This window comes from Pseudomonas sp. rhizo66, assembly GCF_031931925.1.
Lineage (GTDB): Bacteria > Pseudomonadota > Gammaproteobacteria > Pseudomonadales > Pseudomonadaceae > Aquipseudomonas.
On record NZ_JAUJWZ010000024.1, the window covers coordinates 78,789 to 93,193 of the forward strand.

The window sequence follows — 14,405 nt, forward strand, 5'->3', positions numbered from 1 at the left end:
GACACTCGGCCATTGAGTGGGGCGGCTTCGCCGCATGCTGTGCTCGCGAGTCGAAATTTTGGGAGCTGGCCTGCCCGCGAACCAATATCTACCGGCTGCACTCAATCTTTGTGGGAGCTGGCTTGCCAGCGATGGCGACCAACCAGACAACCAACCCCTGACTGACTTCACCCAATTCCTGTGGGAGCTGGCTTGCCAGCGATGACGGCCTGCCAGCCAACCAACCCCAACTGACTGCACCCAATCCCAATGTAGGAGCTGCCGGAGGCTGCGATCTTTTGATCTTCAAAGTCAAAAGATCGCAGCCTTCGGCAGCTCCTACACGGATATTCACATTGCAGCCAGTATCACTCCAACGGCCCAATCACCTGCCGATACTTCTCCACCCCCTGCACCGTCCCCCGACTCAACCGAATCTCCAACCCCAACGGATCCTCCCGCCGATTCCCGCTCAACTGCCGCCACCCCTTATCCACCTCCCAAACCCGCACCTGCACATCACTGACATCCTGCAACACCGCCACCCCATTCCCAGGCGCCGGCAACGGATACCGACTCCGCGCCTCAGCCACCGCCCGATACAACGTGCCGCCCTTGACCCACCACCGCACCCGCTGCAAAGCCCCCGGCTGATCCGCCGCCGTGCGAATGATGTCCAGACGAAAACCCTTACTGTCGCTACTACGCACGGTCAGAGCGGGCGGGGCGCTCGGCGGCTCATCATCCACGCCAACCTTCTTCGGCTCGGTCAACTCAATCCCCGCCCGCATCTCCACATCCCGCTGCAACTGATTCAGCGCCCGCAACAAACCGTCACTCTGCTCGCTGCTCGCCTGCAAATGACTGTCCGCCCGCGTGACACTGTCCAGCCCCCGCCAGGCAATCAGACTCACCACCGCCATCAACAAAATCGCGACCATCACCTCAATCAACGTAAACCCTTGCTGGCGCTTCATTGCAGGCTGATCCTTCCACTGCCATCACGCAGCACACTCAACCGATTCAAGCCATCCGACAACGTCAGTTGAAGCGGCGGATTAATCCACTCAGCGTTCAGCACAACCTTCTGTTTCGGCTCCACCCGCACCTCCATCTTCGGACTCTGCCAGGCACGCGGCCGCAACTGCGGATCCTGCGCGAAATGATCAACCCCCTTGCCACTGTCACTGCGCCGACTAAACCGAAACCCCTTGGCATCACTCACCCACACAATCGGCCGGCCATCCGCCCGCGCCTCCGCCTGCGCGACCTGCAGCAACTGCGCCACACGCTCGGCATCCTTGCGCAGCAACTGCAACGGATCGGGCTTGATACTCAGGCTGATCGCCGCACTGGCGATGCCGATGATCACCAGCACCACCATCAACTCGATCAGCGTAAAACCCTGTTGCCTGTTCATCACGCGCGCGCTCCTTTGCGTCCTGCGCCATCGTGCACGGCCAACATGTAAGGCGTGTGAAATAAAACGGAGAGAATTGCCGCGTAGGCTGACAGCAGGGATAAAAAGGAGATTCAACCCATGACCTTCACCGCACGCGTTTCCCCACCCCAAATGATCCAGGCCCTCGCACTGCTCGCCGCGCTGACCGACCCTGAGTGATGACGACCGCTCGTCGAAAAAGCACTGCTACCTGTCAGATCTGACAGGTGTGCATTCGCGTTTTTCAGCGTTGAATTACTCCGTTCCATTTATCTCACTATCGGAGTTTTCACCATGTCGACATCCCAACCTAATGCAATTGCACCCACTATCACTTCGGTCAAAGGAGCCAACGGCGTTGAAATTGCGAATGGCGCTAAAACCACCGAGACCAGCGTGACACTTGCCGGTAACGCGCAACCAGCGCAGCAAGTTGAAGTGTTTGACGGCGCGATCGTCAAAGGTGCAGCCGCTGTTGATCCAACGGGGAACTGGACCTTTTCCTTGACTAATTTGAGCGTGGGTTTGCACAGCATTACAGCCAAGTCCGCTGGTGGAGAAGTGTCCCAGCCTCGGACCTTCACTGTGGTTTCAAACCAGTAAGCTTAAAAAATGGCGCCTGGCCTGACCCTCTTCTAAATATGAGGGCCAGGCTCAGGAGCTTTATGGGCGGCTCAGCAGGGTCTCGAGCGTGGCCAACGGTAGCGCCTCCTGACTACGGTCAAACACCTGCACGCCAACCTTAAGCAACCGCCCATTCCTCGCCGCGCCAGTAACCTGTTCAAAGCGCAACAACCGCATAACTCGGCCATGCGGACTCCGCAATCAGGGCCATCGAACGCTCATTGCTCCGCGTCTCAACCCGGCCCCGGCGAAGAACACCAGCACCACCATCAACTCGATCAGCGTAAAACCCTGTTGCCTGTTCATCGCGCGCGCGCTCCTTTGCGTCCTGCGCCATCGTGCACGGCCAACCTGTGAGGCGTGTGAAATAAAACGGAGAGAATTGCCGCGTAGGCTGACAGCAGGGATAAAAAGGAGATTCAACCCATGACCTTCACCGCACGCTTTTCCCCACCCCAAATGGTCCAGGCCCTCGCGCTGCTCGCAGCACTGGTCGGCGTGGCGACGTGGTCGTCGCTGCTGCTGACCTCCGCCGAATCACACACCCCGGCAGCGGCCCCGCAATTGCTGGCGGCAAGAAGTGATAGCCCGGCGTTGCAGTGGTTTTCCAATCAAACGGCGCCGATGGATATTAAGGTGAGCGGGGTGATGGCGGGGAGTCGGGGGGCGGTGGCGATACTGAGTCTGAACGATGGGCCGCCGAGGAGTTTTTTGCAGGGGGAGAAGGTTGGGCCTGGGGTGAGGTTGGTGGCGGTGGAGGGGGATGGGGTGGTGATTGAGCAGGGTGGGGAGAGGGTGCGGTTGGGGGTGGAGAAGTTGGCGGAGGGGGTGGTGTTGCCGAGGTTGGTGAGGCCGTGATTTGGGGAGTTGAGCTCATTTATTTTGGTCGTTTGGTTGGGGGGGCAGTTCAACTGTCTCAGCAAAAAAATGGACTGAGAAGCAGAGTATTTGTTGTTGCCTTCGACCAGAAGTAGGTCGTTATGAATGCCTGCTATCGGCCAAAAGCGGACATACGCAAGCAACCGCTCGCGGCCAATAGCGGACGTTCGCACCAAGCCCCAATTCGGCCAGACGAGCCTGCTGACGGCGTGAACGGGCGTTCAGACGTAGCTAAGAAAACCGTCAAGGTAGACGATGATCAAATGCCCTAAATTTTGATTCCCATCTTCATGAATTTTTTAGGGTTATTTGCTCCTATTTGAGGGGACATGCCGGATCAGGGCAGAAATTGACCTGTCTGAGGCCTTGGATGCCGTCTTGGATGCCTACCATAACGTGGCCATTCGTAGCGATGATCCCTGTAGAATCGGCTTTATGACTTAAGATTTACCGTCTATCTTTGAACGATCAAACTGGACCTAAAACCATAGGTTGGCCAGTCAATAACACCTATAAATGGATTTACAATGGCAAAAAAAATTATATTAATCCACGGGTTAGGTGGCACGGCGGATCGTACTTGGGGAGAGTTCCCAAACTTTTTAGATGCCGATATGGAAATCGATTTTGATGTTGTTTCCTGCGGATATGAATCTCCACCTCTATGGAAAATATGGGATCGAGCACCTAGCATATTAAATATTGCAAATGGAGTCCTGACGGATATTAAAGCTCGCTGCGACATTGAGAGCGACGAGATAATTTTGGCGGGCCATAGTCTAGGAGGGGTTGTTGTAAAGAAAATCCTCTTAATACTACATAATAAACAAGCCCTTCACAAAATCTCTAAAATTTGCTTTTTTGACGTGCCACACGATGGCTCAGGCTTTGCAAATGTTGGGAAGTATATAAGCTTTAGAAATCGTCACCTAAAGAGTCTTGCTCGTGACTCAAGTGAGTTGGATGACTTAAATGACCAGTGGGTGCACAGTGATTTAAACAATAGGTTAGATATAATAAGTATTATCTCGGCAAACGACGACATTGTATCCTCATCTAGTTCGAAAAGTATTTTTAGAGGGCACGCAGTTGAAACCATCAATCACGTGGATCATCGTTCAATTGTAAAGCCGGAAAGCACGAACTCCTCCTCATATCTTGTTTTTAAAAAATTTATTTTAAAAAAAAACTCGGTTGCCAGGTATAAAAATCCAGCTTCGCGCGATATTGAGTCATGGAAACGACTTGAAAGGAATCATAGTTACCACTACGCGAGTGACGAGAACAGGGAAAAAGATCTCGCATCATTAAAATCTGCGCTAAGTTTGCACGGGACAGCGATCAGGCTAACTGGAGCTTCTGGCCTAGGTAAAACGCGTATTTTACTTGAGGCTATCGACTCTGATGAGTCGATAGACAGTTCATCCATGCTCATTTTCGACGCTCCTGGTTACGACACCACAATAAAAGAAACTGTCCGATCGATGGTTGAAGATCGAGCAGATGGCGTCGTGATAGTCGAAAATTGTAACGTTGATCTGCACAATCATTTAGCTAAAGAAGTCAATTCGGCCGAGTGCTCCCTTAGAGTCATTACTGTTGGGTATGCAAATGAGGAGGTTGATGACTCCATACACATAATTCTTTGTCCTCTAAAAGATGAAGCGATTATACAAATTCTTTCTCCCATATTGATCGGCTTGAATGCAGGAGATGTTGAACGCGTTGCTCGATTCGCTCAGGGCTACCCGCTAATGGCAACGCTTATTGCTGAACAGTACCAAAAGCAAGGTCGATTATTAGGTTCAATTGAAAAAAGATCTGTCGTAAGAAAATTAATCGAAGGTGACAGAGGTCTAAACGATGCAGAGAAAGAAGTGCTTTCCGCATGCTCCTTGTTTGATGTATTCGGTACTGGTGACGGGGCCGCGAGAGAAGAGGCAAAATTTATCGCTGAAAATGTCGCAGGACACAATCTCATGGTCTTCGACCGTGTGATAGCCGTGTTTACGACACGACAAATAGTAAATAGAGCAGGACGGTACGCCAGGGTTATCCCCAAGCCTCTGGCATTGACTTTAGCTTCGGAGTGGTGGGAGAACACTTCGTATGAGCGACAAAAACTACTTATTGACACTGTACCCGACTCTCTGATGCAGAGTTTCTGTACTCAGGCATCGTATCTCGATAATCAAGAAAGCGTTCAAAGATTTTCAGACCGACTATTTGGTGGCCAAAGCCCTTTTGTCAAAGCGGAGGAGTTGCTTACAGAGCGGGGTTCGAAACTCTTTCGCGCATTTGTTGAGGTGAATCCCGAGTCAACTTCCGACGCTCTTTATCGAATTCTTACTAATCTCAGCCATGAGGATCTCTTAGCTATAAAAGGTGAGGCACGCAGAAATCTCGTATGGGCGTTGGAAAAATTATGTTTCCATGAAACTATATTCGAAAGATCATCTTGGTGCATGCTGCTACTTGCATCTGCTGAAAATGAAAACTGGAGCAACAATTCGACAGGACTATTTTCACAGCTATACAGAGTCAATTTATCTGGGACACAAGCGAGGCCTTACATCCGCTTTAAGGTATTAAAGCGGGCGATTGAGGTGCAACAATTAGAAATAGATTTAATTGTTCTTAGTGCTTTGGAGCAGGCAATAAGTCTCTATGGAGGCTCCCGAACGGTGGGTGCGGAATACCAAGGGACTCAAGCTCCGCTCGAAGAGTGGAGAGCAGAAACCTGGCAAGAGATTTTCGAGTTCTGGCAGGAAGCCTTTGATCTAATACTTGCATTATTACCTAGAGGTGAGTTTCAAACCAAAAAAGCCATGTCGATTATAGGATACTCAATCAGGGGCTTTATTTCGCACGCCCGAATTGACATGCTTGACAAAGCCATTCGGCAAGTTGTGTCTAACCACGGTCGTTATTGGCCAGAGGCTTTAGATAGCATTAAAAATACATTTGAGTACGACTCAACCGGAATGACGCAGAATGCCAAAAATGCGCTCAAAAGTTGGTTGGAACTGATGAGTCCTGCGACAGCAGAAATTCAGGAAAAGCTTACTATATTAGTTGTTAATCCTCCTTGGGAACACCGTAAAGGAGATGATGATCACTACATTGATGTTGCAGCGGAAAATGCCAAGGCTTTAGCGGTAGAATTATCCAATGACGCTGGAAAGCTCTTGGGCTACATAGATTTGTTGTTGATTGGTGAGCAACGGCAATCCTTTGCGTTCGGCTACCAACTTGCCCTAGTGTCAGAAAATGTCGAGTTCCTCTTAGATGGGGTATTGAGTCGCCTTGCATCTATCGAGCAAGCTAATCCTCAGCTAGTTGTGGGGATGTATCGTGCATTGTTTGAGCGCTCACCATTATTATGGCAAGTATATATAGATCGCTTGTTAGGGGATCAAAAGCTAGTCCCTCACTATGTTTCTATTCTACGAACAGGAGATATTAAGAAAGAACATCTAGACTCGTTACTGCTTCTTATACAAAATAGTTGCCTAGCACCAGACGACGCTAATTTATTAAGCTTCGGTAGAGTCACTGAAAGCATCGAGCCAGCTGTAATGGCGCGCTTTTGCCTAAAACTTGCTGCGCTAGAGGGCCGTGCCAGCTGGACAGCGCTTAATATTATATATATGTACTGTTTTGGTAGCGAAGGACGAACTGAAGAGCTGCGGAACGAGTTAAAAGCTCTCGTGACTGGCGTTCAATTACACAAAGATCAATATGGGGCATCTACAGATCTTCATCATTGGCGTGATCTTGCAGGAAAGTTGTTGAAGGAGCGGGATCTAGAGTTTGCGATCTTGCTTGCACATCAAATAATTGCATCCTGCAAGTATGGATTTCATCACGGGGATATCTGGAGTTGCATTAAGCCGTTGATGTTGGAAATTATGAAAGAGTACTTTGGAGATCTGTGGCCTATCTTTGGCAATGCAATCGTTCAATCAAAGGGAATGGAAAAATATTGGCTGCAGCAAATATTGGATCGAGAAACTAGCATGGTACGCAACATGCCAAGTGTGCTTTCGGTAATCCCTATTGAAAAAATTGTGAACTGGTGTGAAGAGTTTCCAGATGTCGGCCCTAGATTTGTAGCTCGCTGTTTGAGTATTTTTGAGGTAATTGGCGATGTTAAACAACCGACTGAATTATTTGTTACGTTGCTTGAGAAATTCGGAGGCGATCATCATGTAACCAATGAGTTAGCTGCAAATTTTGGAACTCGCGGTTGGTCGGGATCTCTCGTGCCCTATCTTGAGTCCGACAGGTCTGCATTAAGTCCGCTACTTGAACACGAAAGCATTTTAGTAAGGCTTTTTGTCAAAGAGTTGTTGGCTCGCATTGAACTTCAAATATCTTCTGAATCAATGCGCGATGAGGAGCAAGGTTTTGGAGCAGGTTTTTAGATTCACTAAAACTTGACACATGCAGACGATCGAGTCACTTGCTAATTCGATTATGCCAAGTGACTGCCTCTGCACTTGGCCGGAGGCAGTAGTTTATCAACATCAACAGGCCGCTTGCGGATGTCCGCTTCTGGCCGAAAGCAGACTGTCAGCGCTGCATCTTTCGGCCAGAACCGGTCACGCTAATGTTTAAAAAGACATCTCCAAACACTCTCCCAGGCTACACATCCTTGCGCCTTTGCCTACAGCTACGCCAGAATCCGCCGGCTTGTGCGCTTTTGGGTCGGATTCTATTGTGGTCCGGTCGCTGACGAATCAGCGATCGGGTTTGGTAGCCCGGCTTAGACTTGGCGCAAAGCGTCACCCGATACAGGCCTTTTTGGGGCTGTGTATTTATGGTGGCCATGCGCAGGGCGTCTTCGGGCGCGCCGGTTCTCCAAGTCACCGGTCTACCAACCTTCGTATGGCCACCACCCCTTCGTTTGGTAGCGAAAGATGATGGCTCCTTTTCTATGATTTGGAGATTCACCCATGATCAAACCAACACCCAACCCGCCCGAAGCCGCCTCGGTTTCCCCCTACGAATCCATCGATTCCAAAAAACTCCACGAAGCCGCCGACCGCGCGCTCGACCATTACCTCTGTCCGCCCGGTTCCACGCCGCCCCCACGTAAAAACCGTGGGATGTACGCCGTGACGGCGGACAATAAAACCGAAGAACTGCTGGTCGATGCCAGTGCAACACTCGCTTCGGCCAAAACCATCGCCCAGAACGTCTCCAGCCTGTTGCCGGCATCGCAGCGCCATGCGCTGGCGGGGATTGCGCAGTTGATCATGCTCGGGGAGCTGGCGGTGAATCGGGCGTTGGATAATTTGCAATTGCCGGAGTGATGCGGGTGTCGGGATCACCTGGTGATTGATCGGGTGTTCATTCTGGCGCCTTCGCGAGCAGGCTCGCTCCCACAGGGTTTTGTGCTGATTGCAGATGTTGTGTACGACGCTGAAACCTGCGGGAGCAGTTGATTTTAACGTACCGTCTTCGGGGATTATTGAGGCGCTTCAGGACATTCGCGGGTCCATCGCGTTACGGTCATGTCATTGAATTGCTCACCGATGGTATCGACGCGTAGGCAAGTTCCTTTCTTCGCGTAGTACAAGATGCAGCGCGAGCTATCAAACGAGCAGGTATTCAGTTCGAAGAACTTGCTTGCAGCCAGCTCCTTCTCCACGCCACTGTACTCATAGCCGTCGTTGGTATGCATCCGCGTCGGCTTCCAGCCTTGTTTGACTAGCTTGGATCTGGCCGCGGCCAAACGCTCACCGGCGACGATGCCTGCTGGCCCGCGATTGTCGTTTGGCGCCTGTGAGTCATCGGTAAACGCTGCGCTGATACCCGTGCAATAAAGTGCGAAAAATACGAGGGTCGAGGCCTTCAATTACAGTTCCTATAGCCGATTTTAGCTCGACAAAAACTCCGGATCCTCGGTATGAGGTTGCGGAGGATGGTGATTCTTGGTGCCAGCCCTTCGGGACGTGCTGCCTCCCTTGTTGCTGCTTTCGGCCTAGCGCCGAGCCTAGTGAAAGTAACCTGGGTTATTGCCTGCTTTTATTTAGTCGTTCCTGTGATTCTTCTTCCGGTGCAATGAATGGCTGCCACCAAAAAATCCTTGAGCGACCACGCCCAAAGACCCAGAAGCATGCAGATCACCAAAAAAGTGAAATATTGATGAAAGTCCGTACGGGGCACTTTTTGGCTGGTTATTCCAACCAGCCCGAGACTTATCAGGCTGACGCAAAAAAAACTCAGACATCGTAAGGCGAGATAGCGAAGGTCTCTGAAGTTAATCGTGGGTACCCAGCTTTTTGCAGGTTCAGAAAATAAAGCTGACCACACCATATGAAACAGGCTTGCGTAGATAAAGCTCAGGCTTAGGCGTTCTGCTACATCAGCGCCGGAACCGAGGAAAATTTGTGAATAGAAATGGTCGAGAAACACACCTACGGGACGCATGAGGTCGAGGAAAGGGAACAGGGCGACCCCACCTGCGAGATAAATGGCTAAAAAAGCGATGATTTTCATCTCGCACTCCGTTGCTTTATTTGCCAGGTCGATTTGATGTCAGATCGGTGTTTTGCGTTCTATGCATCAACCTCGGTATTGGCATTGCCTGACTATTTTTTCAGCTAGGTAAGTCAATAGCATAGTCATCCTGACCACTTCCGGTAACTCAGTCGCTGGACGTCAGAAGGGTAGAGGGCCAGACGGCAGAGAAGCACGGTTTTGCGGCGAGCGGGGTTTCGATGGGCTGCGAGGTTGAGTATTTCGCTAGGGATGTGGACGGATCTATTCCGAGAGGTGTTACGGGATTCGTTTCCGATAAACACCAACGTTTAAAAAGACATCTCCAAACACTCTCCCAGGCTACACATCCTTGCGCCTTTGCCTACAGCTACGCCAGAATCCGCCGGCTTGTGCGCCTTGGGGGCGGGTTCTATTGTGGTGCGGTCGCTGACGCATCAGCGATCGGATTTGACCGTCCGCCCAACATCAAGGCGCGTCAGCGTTCTGCACGTGTTCAGGCATTGTCTGAAATCATGTCGCGGTGGCTGTGCGTGGGACACCTTCGGGTGTGCCGGATTCCTTGATGTCCGGTCGGTCAACCCGCGTACAGCTGCCACCCAGTTTGTTTGACCGCGAACGGTGGCGGCTCCAGTCATCAAGGAGCTTTACCATGATCAAACCAACGCCCAACCCGCCCGAATCCAACTGCACGTCCCCCTACGAATCCATCGATTCCAAAAAACTCCACGAAGCCGCCGACCGCGCGCTCGACCATTACCTCTGTCCACCCGGTTCCACGCCGCCCCCACGTAAAAACCGTGGGATGTACGCCGTGACGGCGGACAACAAAACCGAAGAACTGCTGGTCGACGCCAGTGCAACACTCGCTTCGGCCAAAACCATCGCCCAGAACGTCTCCAGCCTGTTGCCGGCATCGCAGCGCCAGGCGCTGGCGGGGATTGCGCAGTTGATCATGCTCGGGGAGTTGGCGGTGAATCGGGCGTTGGATAATTTGCAATTGCCGGAGTGATGCGGGTGCCGGGATTACCTGCTGATTAATCGGGTGTCTATTCTGGCGCTTTCGCGAGCAGGCTCGCTCCCACCTTTAAGTGTGTTTCAAGGTGGGAGTGCGCTGGCTCTTCAGCCGCGATAAATGTGGAGACGATGTACGCGTATCTGTACCTGCGAGTGGGGGGCTTTCTTTGCGTCAATTGACTGCCAGGTTGTCCCGAGCCCACTGTTCAGCCGTAGTGACCTGAATCGACTGCTGTTCGTTGAACGTCCCCGCTTTCGGCCACGACACGCCTCTGCCTTGGGCAAATACGGCGCGGTATTTTTTGATGTGGTGAGTGGGGTCTTTTTCCAGTTCCTGCATCAGGTACGGAACCGTCCAGACATTACGCTTGAACGGCCGCCCCAGCACTCGTTCAAGCAGGCTCGCCACCTGCCCGTACGTCACCGTGTCGCCAGACAGGTACACGATCTCATTGCGAAAGCGCGGTTCGAAGAAAACGATGTCCGCTGTCAGCTTGCCGATGTCCTCCGGTGTCGTGAGTGTCACGCTGGTTTCCAGACTGCCCAAGGCGTTGACGATGTCGTTGTCAAAATCGACGACCTCAAAGACCGGCTCGAACAGAAAACTGGTGAACATGCCGGTCGAGATGATCACCCATTCGGTTTTATCCTGGGCGCGGAGCAACTCGCGCACGTCGAGTTGCGCATCGAACAAGTCCTGCGGGCTGCCCCGGCCAATCACTTCGAAATCGACGCCAAACTGCCAAGGGAAGTAGCGCTTCACGCCGGACCTGAGCGCGGCTGTCGCCAGTTTCATCGGTGTTTCACGGCCCGCGACCATGCCTGCGCAGCCTATGACGGTGTCGAATGCTGCGAACACTTCGGCCAGTTGATCGATGGAATCGTTAACCAGGTCTGCGGCGACCAGCTGGATGCCCAGGCTGCGCAGTTCATCGATTTCCAGTTTTTTCTCAGGGACTTTTGTGTTGATGGTCGAATCCCTGAGCAGGACGCTGATGGTGCTGCCGGGCGAGCGCTTGGCTACCCGCGCAAGATTGCGCAGCACCGGCAGGCCGAGTTCGCCGGCGCCAAGTACGAGAATGGATTGTGGGGAAGGGTGGGTCGCTTCGGTCATGATGTTTCCTGAGATCCGTCGTCTGTATGATTTGGCGATGCTGGCACGATTGCGCAGCGCTCAGAAGAAGGCACACGCGTGATACCAGGGGGACATATGACCGATGAGGAAACCCTTAGCCAGGCAGAAGCGATCTGCCAGACGCTAAGACGAGACGATGATGGCGTGCGGCGCGAAGTCCTGGCGCACGCCGGCAGCCGCTGGTCACTGGGTATCCTGCATGCCCTGGGTGTGTACGGCACGATGCGTCATGCCGAGATCAAACGGCAAATGACGGGCGTGACTCAGCGCATGTTGACCAAGACGCTGCGGGCGCTGGAACGCGATGGTCTGCTGATACGGCGGGAGTTGGATCAAGTGCCGCCCCATGTCGAGTACGAGCTGACGGCGTTGGGTATGGAGCTGTTGGTTCGCATGTCGCCGATTTGGACTTGGGTTGTGGAGCACGTGGATGATTTTCGCGAGGCGCGTCGTGCGTTTGATAGTCAGAGTGGGAAAAAGCCTTCGTGGCAGATTCCGGTGGTGGGGCTGGTTGATTCAGAAGGGGCTGATTGAACGCTCGTGTCATTGAATGGTTCGCGCCCGAGAAATCAGCGGCGGATCTATTCAAGGGGGCAGGTGATCGACCACCACCCTCACGGGTGATGGTTGATTGCTTAACGCAGGTTAGATATTCGGGGTGTAAGAGAAACTCTGCGAAGCTTCGGTATCGGTGAATGGCGTAACTCGCGGTTTCTTGTTGAACAGGCCATTGACGACCGAGCCGGGGAACATTTCCACGGTGTTGTTGAACAGTTCGACGTTGCGGTTGTAGATGGTGATGGCTGCGCCGACGTTCTCTTGTTGTTCGGCAATTTCACGCATCATGTTGTTCGCCGCTTCTGATGCTTTCAGGTCAGGGTAGGCCTCGAAAGCGATGCGCAAGCCACCCATCAGCTCTCTCGAGGCGGTTTCAACTTTGGCGAGGGCATGGCCGTCCGCTCCAGCAGGCAGGGCGTGGACCGCGCTGCGCAGGCCGGTGATTTTTTCGAGGAGGCTGGCCTCAAAGACCATGAAGTCGGCGAGCACCTTTTGAAGCTGATCGAGCACCTTGGTCTTTTGGCGTTCGTAAACGAGGACGTCCGACCAGGCACGTTGTACTGAGTTGTGTCCCCCGATAATGTCGTTGTAGATGCCCAAGCCCACTAAGATGATGATGACGGCGATCACAGCGGAGAGGATGAGTGCAATGTCCATGGCTTACTTCTCTTTGCGTTTTTTTGGGGGAGTGGCGGTCAAGGTAAAGTTGTCATCGTGTAGCTCAGTGAGTGCATGGCTCCATTGGAGCACAGACATCAGGCGCGGCAGATCGACACCTGCATCAATCTCTGCGTAAAACTCGTTGGGTGATGCCAGCGAATACTCGGCTCGGAACGCGAGCAGGTCTTTGCTGGCGAAGCTGAGGCAGAGTTGGCCCTCGTCGGAGAACTCCAGGTTCGGACGATTGAGGATGCCGAATAGCTTCAGTAAGTGGAGCACCGTCGCAGGTTTGATGAACTTCGCACAAAGTATCTCGCTGCTACCGGTCAAACAGAACGCTTTATTGAAATCCGGTGAAGCCGTGTCCATGGGCCACGGATAGTCGTTCTCTGATTGGTCATCAGATCTAACGGATATCCCGGTGACCCATGGAAAGTCGATGATCAGACTGTATCGGTCGTGGTGGTCATACACCACTCGCGTCTCCTTTCTGGTTTTTCCGTCTTTGTCGGTTACCGTGACTTGCACCGTTTGTTTGTTGACGTAGTGCAACTGGTAGTACTTGTAAGGGATTTCGCGCAGCGTGCCGGTAAATACACCTTCTATCGATTCGACCAACTCGCGGCTGTAGTTGCCCCGACTGTAATCACTAAATTGCGCATCCAGCTCGTCGAGGGTCCAGTCCGAGTCTTCTTCGAGGAAAATCAATCCGTTGTGGAACCAGGATGACAGTTCAGCAATTCTGCGGCTGAGCGAAGGCAAGCGATCAGCTTTGGAACTCATCCATTGCAGACTCCCACCGGTTGTCACGATACCGAGCACACCCATGACCACGGCGAACAAGACGGGGTCAATTTGCAGACGGTAAAAAAGAGAAGCGACGATATAAGTGTTCGCATACACAGGAGAGACCACTATGCTCGCAATCAAGAACACGCCGGTACCGAAAAACCACCATGCGCGTGTGCGATCAAATTCGAGCGGGCCATCGTACGAGGCGAACTCGTGGATCACCTTCAATAGGTCGGCTTTGGATTCAGCGCTATCAATACTGGCTTCGTTTACAGCCAGCAACTCGTTAAATCTCGCGTTCTGCGATGTGTTGGCCATGTCAGGTATCCATTGATTCAGGGATGCCTGGTGCGGGAGTAACGGCCCGGATTGAGGATTTGGTGCTATTCATAATCTGTCAGAAATTTGAAAAAGGAGGGGACGATACCATTGTCATGGCAGTGATGGCTTCTCGCCTGTTTCAGTCTGAAGGGCAAAAGCTACCCTCACCCCAGCCCTCTCCCGGAGGGAGAGGGGGCCGACCGAGTTGTCTTGTGGGGTACGCCGACCTGAAAGATTTTGGCGATTATGGTTTTGGTGATTCTGGGGGCTGCGTGAGTAGAAGCGGCCCTCACCCCAGCCCTCTCCCGGAGGGAGAGGGGGCCGACCGAGGTGTCTTGTGGGGTACGTCGACCTGGAAGATTTTGGCGATTATGGTTTTGGTGATTCTGGGGGCTGCGTGAGTACAAGCGGCCCTCACCCCAGCCCTCTCCCGGAGGGAGAGGGGGCCGACCGAGGTGTCTTGTGGGGTACGTCGACCTGGAAGATTTTGGT

The 14,405-nt window shown here is 52.6% G+C and carries 14 protein-coding genes; 6 read left to right on the forward strand and 8 right to left on the reverse strand.

Annotated elements, in window-relative coordinates; translation table 11 throughout:
• Positions 1-347: 347 nt before the first annotated feature.
• The gene (locus QZR14_RS24705) at positions 348-956 is read right to left on the reverse strand and encodes a prepilin-type N-terminal cleavage/methylation domain-containing protein (protein WP_311997983.1); all 609 of its coding nucleotides are present in this window, start codon (positions 954-956) and stop codon (positions 348-350) included.
• The gene (gene gspH / locus QZR14_RS24710; RefSeq protein WP_311997984.1) at positions 953-1,399 is read right to left on the reverse strand and encodes a type II secretion system minor pseudopilin GspH; all 447 of its coding nucleotides are present in this window, start codon (positions 1,397-1,399) and stop codon (positions 953-955) included. Before gspH ends, QZR14_RS24705 begins: the two co-directional genes overlap by 4 nt.
• A 315-nt stretch (positions 1,400-1,714) precedes the next feature.
• Between gspH and QZR14_RS24715 the strand changes: the two genes are divergently transcribed.
• Positions 1,715-2,023, forward strand: a complete 309-nt coding sequence (locus QZR14_RS24715; protein WP_311997985.1) for a hypothetical protein — start codon at positions 1,715-1,717, stop codon at positions 2,021-2,023.
• A gap of 222 nt (positions 2,024-2,245) precedes the next feature.
• Here the strand turns inward: QZR14_RS24715 and QZR14_RS28150 are convergent, their stop codons facing one another.
• Entirely contained in the window at positions 2,246-2,350 is a 105-nt protein-coding gene (locus QZR14_RS28150; protein ID WP_442967423.1) for a prepilin-type N-terminal cleavage/methylation domain-containing protein, read from the reverse strand.
• A gap of 120 nt (positions 2,351-2,470) precedes the next feature.
• Here QZR14_RS28150 and QZR14_RS24720 point away from each other — a divergent pair, with 120 nt between their 5' ends.
• From QZR14_RS24720 to QZR14_RS24730, 3 genes are all read left to right on the forward strand, one after another.
• Complete coding sequence (locus tag QZR14_RS24720) at positions 2,471-2,902, forward strand: type II secretion system protein N (protein ID WP_311997986.1); 432 nt, start codon at positions 2,471-2,473, stop codon at positions 2,900-2,902.
• 548 nt (positions 2,903-3,450) lie between these two features.
• On the forward strand, positions 3,451-7,350 hold the full coding sequence (locus QZR14_RS24725) for an esterase/lipase family protein (RefSeq protein WP_311997987.1): 3,900 nt from the start codon (positions 3,451-3,453) through the stop codon (positions 7,348-7,350).
• Positions 7,351-7,881: 531 nt separating this feature from the next.
• Complete coding sequence (locus QZR14_RS24730; RefSeq protein WP_311997988.1) at positions 7,882-8,241, forward strand: DUF6124 family protein; 360 nt, start codon at positions 7,882-7,884, stop codon at positions 8,239-8,241.
• A 155-nt stretch (positions 8,242-8,396) separates the two neighbouring features.
• Here QZR14_RS24730 and QZR14_RS24735 read toward each other — a convergent pair whose 3' ends face one another.
• Together QZR14_RS24735 and QZR14_RS24740 are read right to left on the reverse strand one after the other, a co-directional pair.
• Positions 8,397-8,786, reverse strand: a complete 390-nt coding sequence (locus tag QZR14_RS24735; RefSeq protein ID WP_311997989.1) for a hypothetical protein — start codon at positions 8,784-8,786, stop codon at positions 8,397-8,399.
• Positions 8,787-8,956: 170 nt separating this feature from the next.
• Positions 8,957-9,430 (reverse strand): hypothetical protein, encoded by a 474-nt coding sequence (locus QZR14_RS24740; RefSeq protein ID WP_311997990.1) that lies wholly within the window; start codon positions 9,428-9,430, stop codon positions 8,957-8,959.
• 652 nt (positions 9,431-10,082) lie between these two features.
• On the opposite strand from QZR14_RS24740, the gene QZR14_RS24745 reads away from it, so the two are divergent.
• Positions 10,083-10,442: a DUF6124 family protein gene (locus tag QZR14_RS24745; protein ID WP_038368778.1), complete on the forward strand. Its 360-nt coding sequence runs from the start codon at positions 10,083-10,085 to the stop codon at positions 10,440-10,442.
• A gap of 177 nt (positions 10,443-10,619) precedes the next feature.
• On the opposite strand, the gene QZR14_RS24750 is transcribed toward QZR14_RS24745, so the two are convergent.
• Positions 10,620-11,561: an aromatic alcohol reductase gene (locus QZR14_RS24750; protein ID WP_311997991.1), complete on the reverse strand. Its 942-nt coding sequence runs from the start codon at positions 11,559-11,561 to the stop codon at positions 10,620-10,622.
• A 96-nt stretch (positions 11,562-11,657) separates the two neighbouring features.
• On the opposite strand from QZR14_RS24750, the gene QZR14_RS24755 reads away from it, so the two are divergent.
• Positions 11,658-12,116 (forward strand): winged helix-turn-helix transcriptional regulator, encoded by a 459-nt coding sequence (locus QZR14_RS24755; RefSeq protein WP_311997992.1) that lies wholly within the window; start codon positions 11,658-11,660, stop codon positions 12,114-12,116.
• Positions 12,117-12,227: 111 nt separating this feature from the next.
• Here QZR14_RS24755 and QZR14_RS24760 read toward each other — a convergent pair whose 3' ends face one another.
• Positions 12,228-12,797, reverse strand: a complete 570-nt coding sequence (locus QZR14_RS24760; RefSeq protein WP_311997993.1) for a LemA family protein — start codon at positions 12,795-12,797, stop codon at positions 12,228-12,230.
• Positions 12,798-12,800: 3 nt separating this feature from the next.
• Positions 12,801-13,910: a hypothetical protein gene (locus QZR14_RS24765; RefSeq protein WP_311997994.1), complete on the reverse strand. Its 1,110-nt coding sequence runs from the start codon at positions 13,908-13,910 to the stop codon at positions 12,801-12,803.
• Positions 13,911-14,405: the final 495 nt, after the last annotated feature.